Source organism: Paraburkholderia sp. SIMBA_053, assembly GCF_046534895.1.
Classification (GTDB): domain Bacteria; phylum Pseudomonadota; class Gammaproteobacteria; order Burkholderiales; family Burkholderiaceae; genus Paraburkholderia; species Paraburkholderia caledonica.
The window spans coordinates 1-395 of the sequence record NZ_JAWRXU010000173.1; the positions used below are offsets into that span (position 1 = coordinate 1).

General features: G+C 58.2%; 1 pseudogene. It reads left to right on the forward strand.

Annotated features, from left to right (window positions below):
• Window positions 1-187, forward strand: a pseudogene (locus tag SB753_RS35120) (ATP-binding protein); the annotation flags it as partial.
• Window positions 188-395 lie beyond the last annotated feature (208 nt).

Genomic DNA, 395 nt, shown 5'->3' on the forward strand with positions numbered 1-395 from the left:
TCGCGCGACGGAAGCCAACTTCGATCGTGTAGTGACCTATACGGAACGCATGATCGAAGCGGGGCATCGCGAATTCGCGGCGCGACTCGTGCGTGACGCGTTGGAGCGCACGCCGGAAATCGCCAACTCCTACGCCTTTATCCGGGCGCAGGGCGGCGAGATCGGCGCAATCATCAAGGGCGACTGATCCGCCGTTCCATTCCACTTTTTTCAGCTTCATCACCCATGGCTCTGCCGTGTCCGCGAGGACGCGCAGGGCCATTTTTTTCGCCTCATCCATTCATTTTCTATACGGAGCTTTCTCATGAACACCAACATCCAGTCGAAAGTCATGCTGTGCTCGGTCACGATCTCCACGTGGGTTGCCCGTCGATTCGACGGCAAGGCCACCGAAG